This is a genomic window from Empedobacter sp. UBA7252 (genome assembly GCF_002472765.1).
In the GTDB taxonomy this organism is placed as follows: Bacteria; Bacteroidota; Bacteroidia; order Flavobacteriales; family Weeksellaceae; genus Empedobacter; species Empedobacter falsenii_B.
Map to the genome: position 1 here is coordinate 9,937 of NZ_DKSQ01000037.1, position 7,698 is coordinate 17,634.

A 7,698-nucleotide genomic window follows, 5' to 3' on the forward strand; every position below is an offset into this window, starting at 1 on the left:
CAAATCTGCTTTTTTGTTATTATTTTTTACCAATCATGGCTTTCAATTTCTTTTTTCGAGCTTGTTTTGTCTGAAACTTTTGTTGGAATTCTTGTGTTTTATTCCACATAGCTTCAATAACTTCTTGTTCTGGTTTATTAATAAGTTTCGCATATTCTTTTCCCATAGTTTCAATCATTTCCTTATGAGGAGTTAGACGAGAAAAGTTTTTCATTCGAATATCAAAACTCATTGAATTGTGAAAATTCATACGATTCAAATCAACCAAATAAAATTCATATTGATTATCTCCAACTTGCTTAATTAAAGTATTACCTGGAGAATGATCCAAAAATTCAATTCCAGCTTCATGCAAATCAAATGTGAATTTTGTAAACTGTTTCAAGATTTCGTTTCTATTTTCCCAAGTTGGAATTTCAACTAATTCACGATAAGTTAAATCAGCTTCAACTAATTCACAGAAATAGTAACTATCATTAAAATTTATAATGGTTTTATTTTCTACAAAAGCAATAGGATATGGAGTCAAAAATCCTAAATCAATCAATAGTTTTGCATATTCATAAGATCGTTCTGCTTTAGATTTTCTAAAAAATCGATACACAAATTTATTGACAATATTCGGAATTTTGAATGATTTAATCGTTGCAATTTTACCCGATTTTAATGTCTTTTTTTTGATAGAATTTCTTGTGCCTTTTGCAATATAATCGTCAATCAAGTCAAAATTGTCAATAATGGATTTGATTTCAGTTTGCGTAGTTTGATAATTATTATTTACGACAATTTTCTGTGTCATTTTTCAAAATATTATAATTAATATAGAAAAAATCTATATTTCATTTTAATCTGTCAAAGATATGTCTATTTTTGTTGAAAATAAGGACAACTTAAAACAAGTTTTTTAAAAATTTTAGAACCTAACTTATGGTAAAAAAAATTCTTTTAGAATCTCATAATCTAAAGAATCGTGCAACTGGTTTCGGAGTTTTTAATTACGAATTGATTAAAGCTCTTTCGAAATTAAATTTTGATGATCAAATTTATTTACTTTACAAAAAACCTGAAGATTTAAGGACTGAATTTGGTACTAAATTTCATTATAAAAAATATTATAGTTTAATGCGCAATCCGTTTTTCAGAACGCGTGAAAAGTATGATGTTTGGCACTCCTTAAATCAAAATATAAAAGTTGAACCTTGTCATAAACCAAAAAAATATGTTTTGACGATTCATGATGTTAATTTTATGGAAGAAAATTCGCTTGATTATAGTCCAAATCACATTAAATATTTTAAAGAAAAGATTAAGCGAGTAGATGTTATCACATTTATTTCTGAATATGCAAAGAAACAAACTATGCAATATTTTGATATTTCGGGAATAGAAAATACAATAATTTATAATGGAAATTCAATTTCAGAAATTATAAATTGTGATGATTTTCAATCTCCATTAGATATTTCAAAACCTTATTTTTATACGATTGGAGCTTTTCTTGAAAAGAAAAATTTTGAATCACTTGTAAAAATGATGAAATTTTTACCAGATTTTAATTTGATTATTTCTGGGAATTGTACGAATGCCTATGGTCAAAAAATAAAAGATTTAATTGCTAAAGAAAAATTAGAAAACCAAGTTTTTTTATCAGGTAAAGTTTCTGAACGAGCAAAGCAATTTTATATGCAAAATTGCGAAGCGTTCTTATTTCCATCAACTGGAGAAGGTTTTGGTTTGCCTCCCTTAGAAGCGATGAGCTTTGGAAAACCAATTATTTTATCTGATAAAACGTCTTTACCAGAAATTGGTGGAAAAGATGCGTTTTATTGGAATGATTTTGAACCAGAATATATGAAAAATGTAGTGGAAGATGCGTTAAATCAATACAATCAAAATTCAGATTATTTTATAGAAGCTTATATCAAAAGAGCTGGAAGTTTTAGTTGGGATAAAGCGGCAAATGAATATCTAAAGGTCTATGAAATCTAAAATCTATTTTGCGATAAATAATATTTCGAAGAAAATCGACTTCATTCAACTTTCCTATAATACCTTTGCACTCAAATTTATAAAACAAAGAAAATGTCAGATATAAACGAAATTGTAGCCAAACTAAAACAAGGAGAAACAATGCTTTATCCAACAGACACAATTCTTGGACTGGGTTGTGATGCGAAGAATGAGGCTGCAATCGAAAAAATTTATCAGATAAAAAATCGTCCTTCATCAAAATCGTTGATTATTTTGGTTGATTCTCCACGTATGTTACAAAATATTGTTGAGGTGCCAGAATTAGCTTGGGATTTGATTGATTTGAACGAAAAACCTCTTACAATTATTTACGATAATCCAAAAGGTTTACCACAATCGTTAATTGCAGAAGATAATACAATTGCCATTCGAATGACTGATGATTTGTTTTGTAAAAAAATCATCGGGAAATTAGGAGGACCAATTGTGTCTACATCGGCTAATTTATCAGGAGAATCTTCTCCAAAAGTGTTTTCGGAAGTTAATCCTACTATTTTAGAGCGTGTTGACTTTTATCCAGATGAAACAAAAACCTTTGTACCTCAGTTCACTGCATCAACGATAATTAAATTAGGTCTAGATAACGAAGTAAAAGTTATTAGAGAGTAGTTTTTTATTTCAAAACTTATACTTTTGCAGAATGAAAATCTTAGAAGCCGTATCAAATCCAATTTTTAGAAATGTAGCAGAAGTTGCTGATGAAATTAATCAAGAAACTTATGTGGTTGGTGGATTTGTACGCGATTATTTATTGAATCGTGGTCAGAAAAAGGACATCGATTTTGTAACAGTTGGAAATGGAATTTTATTGGCTAAAGAATTGGCTAATAAATTAGGACATACATCACAAGTTTCAGTTTTTAAACGTTTTGGAACAGCAATGTTCAAATATAAAGACACAGATTTGGAATTTGTAGGTGCGCGAAAAGAAAGTTATTCAGAAGATAGTCGAAAACCACATGTTGAAGACGGAACGTTGGAAGACGACCAAAAACGTCGTGATTTTACGATCAATACATTGGCAATTTCGATGAATAAAGAGAATTTTGGCGAATTAATTGATCCTTTTAATGGAGTAGAAGATTTGAATAATAAAATTATCAAAACACCATTAGAGCCGAATGTTACCTATTCTGATGATCCTTTGCGTATGATGCGTGCGATTCGTTTTGCAGCTCAATTGGATTTTGAAATAGAAAAAAAATCTTTTCAGGCAATAATTGATAATGCAGAACGTATTAATATCGTATCTTTTGAACGCGTAATGGATGAGTTTCAGAAAATTATGATGACTGACAAACCTTCGGTCGGATTATTGTTGTTGGAACAATCAGGATTAATGCAACATATTTTACCAGAATTGGTTGCGTTAAAAGGAATCGAAGAGGTTGAAGGTCAGAAACATAAAGATAATTTTTATCATACGTTAGAAGTCGTTGATAATATTTCTGTCAACACAGATAATGTTTGGTTACGTTGGGCAGCGTTGTTGCATGATATTGGAAAAGCTGTAACAAAACGTTTTGATAAAAATGTAGGTTGGACATTTCATTCGCATGAATTTGTTGGATCAAAAATGGTATTAAAATTGTTCAGACGATTAAAATTACCATTAGGACCGCAAGTAAAATATGTTCAGAAGTTAGTCATGATGAGTTCTCGACCAATTGCTGTTGTAACAGACGACGCTACAGATTCGGCATTACGTAGATTATTGTTTGATGCTGGAGAAGATTTCGACGATTTAATTACGCTTTGCAAAGCTGATATTACAACAAAAAATGAACGTAAACAAAAACGTTTCAAACAAAATTTTGAAGTTGTAGAACAAAAAATAAAAGATGTTGAAGAACGTGATAAAGTACGTAATTTTCAACCACCAATTACAGGTGAACAAATAATGGAAATATTTGATATTCAGCCAGGAAAAGAGATTGGAATCTTAAAAAATGCCATCAAAGAAGCAATTTTAGAAGGCGAAGTAGAAAATAATTATAATTCTGCATTAGAATTTGTAATTAATATGGGAAAAGATTTAAATTTGGAACCGAAAAATATTTAGAAAGTGATATATAAAATTCGTGTATTCCTTGATGCAAAAGAGGATGTTTTTAGAGACATAGAAATTAAAGAGAAGCAAACATTATTCACATTGTACAAAGGTATAATTAGTGCTTTTAGTTTACAAGGTGAGGAGTTGGCGTCGTTCTATGAAGTAGATGAAGATGGAAACCAAACAAAAGAAATTCCTTTAGAGGATATGTCTGATGATGGAACTGATGAAACAATGGCTGATTTTTATATCAAAGAAGCTTTTGCTAATCAAGGAGATCGTATGGCTTTTGTATATGATTTTATGGAAATGTGGACATTTGTGGCTGAATTAATTTCTGTAGAAGATAAACCAGCTGTTCTTAATTATCCATTAACGGTTTACCGTTTCGGTTCAATGCCTCTTAAAGCGCCTAAAAAAGACATGATGGTTGATTTAGACGATGAAGAAGATATTGATTTTGCAGAAGATGCTGAATTAAATGATTTACAAATCGACGAAGATTTAGACGTAGACGATTTATAAAAACTACAACTAATCAACTTATATATCAAAAAATCTGAATGGCAACATTCAGATTTTTTTTGTGCTATATATAAACCATTTGATAATTTTTTTACTTCCTCAACCAACCATTTTTCCGTAACTTGCATCTACTGATAAAAGAAAGAATCTATGAAACAGCTACTGTTTTTATTATTAATTTTAACCAATTCGATGCTTATGGCTCAATCCCCAACGATTGATCAAAAGTGGAAGGAAATTGACCAACAAATGCAAAATGGTCAATTCAAATCTATCCAACCAAAAATTGATGAACTTAAAACGTTATCAAAAAAGCAAAATAATCAACAAAGTTATCTGAAAGCTTTGTTTTATGAAGCAAAAATAAAAGTCGCAACTTCTGATGAAACAGATGATGTAAACTTCGTTTTTGATTTGTTTAAAAAGGATTTAGATGAAAAATCAATTGTAAATAATGCGATTGTTTATTCATATTTAGCTGAGTTATATCAATTGTATTACAACGAAAATCGTTGGAAAATCAATAGTCGTACAAATGTCGAAAATCAAGCTACAAATGATGTGAGATTTTGGACAGAAGATACTTTTAAGAAAACAATTAATGATTATTTTTCGAAATCAATTCAACCAAAAAATGAATTAATAAATGCAAAATCTCAAGATTATAAAATGATTTTGAATATTGCAAATGATAAGAAAAATGCGCAACAACAATTTGATTTAACGCCAACATTGTATGATGTTTTAGCAAGAAATTATATCAATTATCTGAATGAGAATGATGAAAAAGATAAAGCAAATCAATTGCTTTCTGATTTAGTTGAGATTAATAAACAAAAAAATAACGAAAATGCTGTTTTGTACAATGAATTGATTTTAATTGATTCAAACCGAGGTTCGACTTCGGTTCAAGAAATTATTAAACAAAAAGAATTTTTAGCAACAAAATATCCAAAAGCATGGTATTCGTCTTATGTGTATGCAACTTTAGCGACAGATTATTATGGTTTGCAAGAAGATAAATTGGCGAACGTAAATAAGATTTTTGAACTACAACAAAAAGTTGCGAAGCTTTATCCAAATTCGGAGGAATTAGAGAATATAAATAATTTAGTTTCGAAGATAAAATCGCAAGAATTAAGTGTACAAGCAGAGCGATATATTAACGAAAATCAGAATACACCAATTCAATTAACGCATAAAAATTTGTCGCAAGTTTTTGTGAGAATTTTCGCTTATAATGAAGGTTTTGATGGAAAAGATAAAATACAAGCGTTAAATGTTTACAACGAAAATAGAATTGCAGAAGCGCAAAAATTTCTGAATAGTTTAAAGGTTGTTGATCAATATGCAATTGATGTTAAATCGTTTGAAGATTATCAAAATCATTCGACAATTGTTAAATTAAATCCACTAAAATCTGGTCGTTATATTGTCCTTTTTTCGAATAATTCTGAATTCAGAATCAACACAAAAGACGATATTGATTATTTAGATGTAATGGTTTCGAAATATGCGATAAATTCTTTAAATGATAAATTGTCGGTTGTGAATCGTGAAACTGGAAAACCAGAAAGTAATGTTGCGGTTGAGTTTTCTAATTTGACAAATTATAATAAAAAGGAAACAAAAACTTTAACATCGGATAAAGATGGAATAATAACAATTCCTTCGGGCTGGAGAAATCTTCAATATCGTGTGAAAGACGAACATACTATTTATTCAACGTATTACTACGATTATGATCGTGATGATGAAGATGATGATTCTTCTGTCAAGATTTTCACAGATCGTGCGATTTATCGTCCTGGACAAACGGTTTATTTCAAAGGAATTTATTATTTATCGAAAGATAAAACTCGAAATATCATTCCAAATTCTAAATTGACGATTGCTTTATATGATGTTAACAATAAAGAGCTTTCTAAAATAGATTTAACAACTAATGAATTTGGATCTGTAAATGGAAGTTTTATTTTGCCAAGTTCTGCTTTAACAGGTAACTTTTCGATCAGAGCTATTAATGAAGACGGTTATTATTCATTCAAAGTGGAAGAATATAAACGTCCAAAATTCAAAGTAGAAATAGAGAAAAATAAAGGTGTTTATAGTTTAAACGACAAGGTAAAAGTAGAAGGAAAGGCGATTGCTTTTTCTGGTGCTAATATCGATAATGCTAAAGTTTCGTATCGTGTTTATCGTCAAGAAATTTTTACATTTTGGCCTTGGTATCGCTCAATTCCAGCAGGTCGTGGAGAACGAGAAGAAATTACGTTTGGAGATACAACAACAGATGCGGAAGGAAAATTTAACTTTGAATTTGTAGCAAAACCAGCTTCGGAGAAAAAGAAAGATGAGGTAAGAACCTACAATTATTTTATTGAAGTAAATGCAACGGATATCAATGGAGAAACGCAATCAGAATCTTCTTCCGTAAAAGTTGGAGACACAAGAATATCGTTAAATATTGCTATTTCTGAGAAAGCTAAAGTAGATGATTTGAAAGCTTTCAAAATTGAAGTGAAAAACTTGAATGATGAAAAATTAGATGGAAAAGGACACGTCGAAATTTATTCGTTAAATGCACCAAAAGAAATAGTTCGTCGTCAAAAATTTACAACAGATTATAATATTTATTCGAAAGAAGAATTCAAAAAAATATTTCCGAATGAACCTTATGGTGACGAAATGAATCCAAAAACGTGGACAACAAATCAAAAGGTTTTTGAAAGTGATTTTGATACAAAAATTTCTGATGAAATTAAATTTAATCAAGCTTCAAATTTAGAAGAAGGTTATTATGTTGTAAAAGGTTTTGTGATGGACGGAACACAAAAAGTGGAAGTGGATAAATTGATTTATGTTTCGAATGAAAAGAAAGCAAATGCAATTAAAACACTTTTAGCAGTTTCGCCTAATAAATTGACTTTCGAACCAAAAGATGTTGCAAAAATTGAGTTCAAATCGGGTTCTAAAAATACATTTGTGTATTATGAAGTAGAGGCGAATCAAACAATTATTGAGAAAGGTTTTTTGGATTTGAGTAAAAAATCTGTAGTCGAAATTCCAATTAAAGAAGAATATCGCGG

6 protein-coding genes are annotated in these 7,698 nt (G+C 29.7%); 5 read left to right on the forward strand and 1 reads right to left on the reverse strand.

Annotation, left to right across the window (positions count from 1 at the left end; translation table 11 throughout):
• Nucleotides 1–19 precede the first annotated feature (19 nt).
• Nucleotides 20–799, reverse strand: a complete 780-nt coding sequence (locus B2X73_RS05050; RefSeq protein WP_291095888.1) for a lipopolysaccharide kinase InaA family protein — start codon at nucleotides 797–799, stop codon at nucleotides 20–22.
• Between the two features lie 128 nt (nucleotides 800–927).
• On the opposite strand from B2X73_RS05050, the gene B2X73_RS05055 reads away from it, so the two are divergent.
• From B2X73_RS05055 to B2X73_RS05075, 5 genes are all read left to right on the forward strand, one after another.
• On the forward strand, nucleotides 928–1,989 hold the full coding sequence (locus B2X73_RS05055; RefSeq protein WP_125350144.1) for a glycosyltransferase family 4 protein: 1,062 nt from the start codon (nucleotides 928–930) through the stop codon (nucleotides 1,987–1,989).
• Between the two features lie 93 nt (nucleotides 1,990–2,082).
• Nucleotides 2,083–2,640: an L-threonylcarbamoyladenylate synthase gene (locus B2X73_RS05060; protein WP_286496134.1), complete on the forward strand. Its 558-nt coding sequence runs from the start codon at nucleotides 2,083–2,085 to the stop codon at nucleotides 2,638–2,640.
• Nucleotides 2,641–2,671: 31 nt separating this feature from the next.
• Nucleotides 2,672–4,093, forward strand: a complete 1,422-nt coding sequence (locus tag B2X73_RS05065; RefSeq protein ID WP_286496136.1) for a CCA tRNA nucleotidyltransferase — start codon at nucleotides 2,672–2,674, stop codon at nucleotides 4,091–4,093.
• A gap of 3 nt (nucleotides 4,094–4,096) precedes the next feature.
• The gene (locus B2X73_RS05070; protein ID WP_038333549.1) at nucleotides 4,097–4,609 is read left to right on the forward strand and encodes an IS1096 element passenger TnpR family protein; all 513 of its coding nucleotides are present in this window, start codon (nucleotides 4,097–4,099) and stop codon (nucleotides 4,607–4,609) included.
• Nucleotides 4,610–4,759: 150 nt separating this feature from the next.
• Nucleotides 4,760–7,698: MG2 domain-containing protein (locus tag B2X73_RS05075; protein ID WP_291095890.1), on the forward strand; the 2,939-nt coding region annotated here is incomplete at its 3' end.

What these genes read in the sequence shown, in the direction of transcription:
- B2X73_RS05065 (WP_286496136.1), top strand. Translation starts at nt 2,672, where the DNA reads ATGAAAATCTTAGAAGCCGTATCAAATCCAATTTTTAGAAATGTAGCA.
- B2X73_RS05050 (WP_291095888.1), bottom strand. Translation starts at nt 799, where the DNA reads ATGACACAGAAAATTGTCGTAAATAATAATTATCAAACTACGCAAACT.
- B2X73_RS05060 (WP_286496134.1), top strand. Translation starts at nt 2,083, where the DNA reads ATGTCAGATATAAACGAAATTGTAGCCAAACTAAAACAAGGAGAAACA.
- B2X73_RS05055 (WP_125350144.1), top strand. Translation starts at nt 928, where the DNA reads ATGGTAAAAAAAATTCTTTTAGAATCTCATAATCTAAAGAATCGTGCA.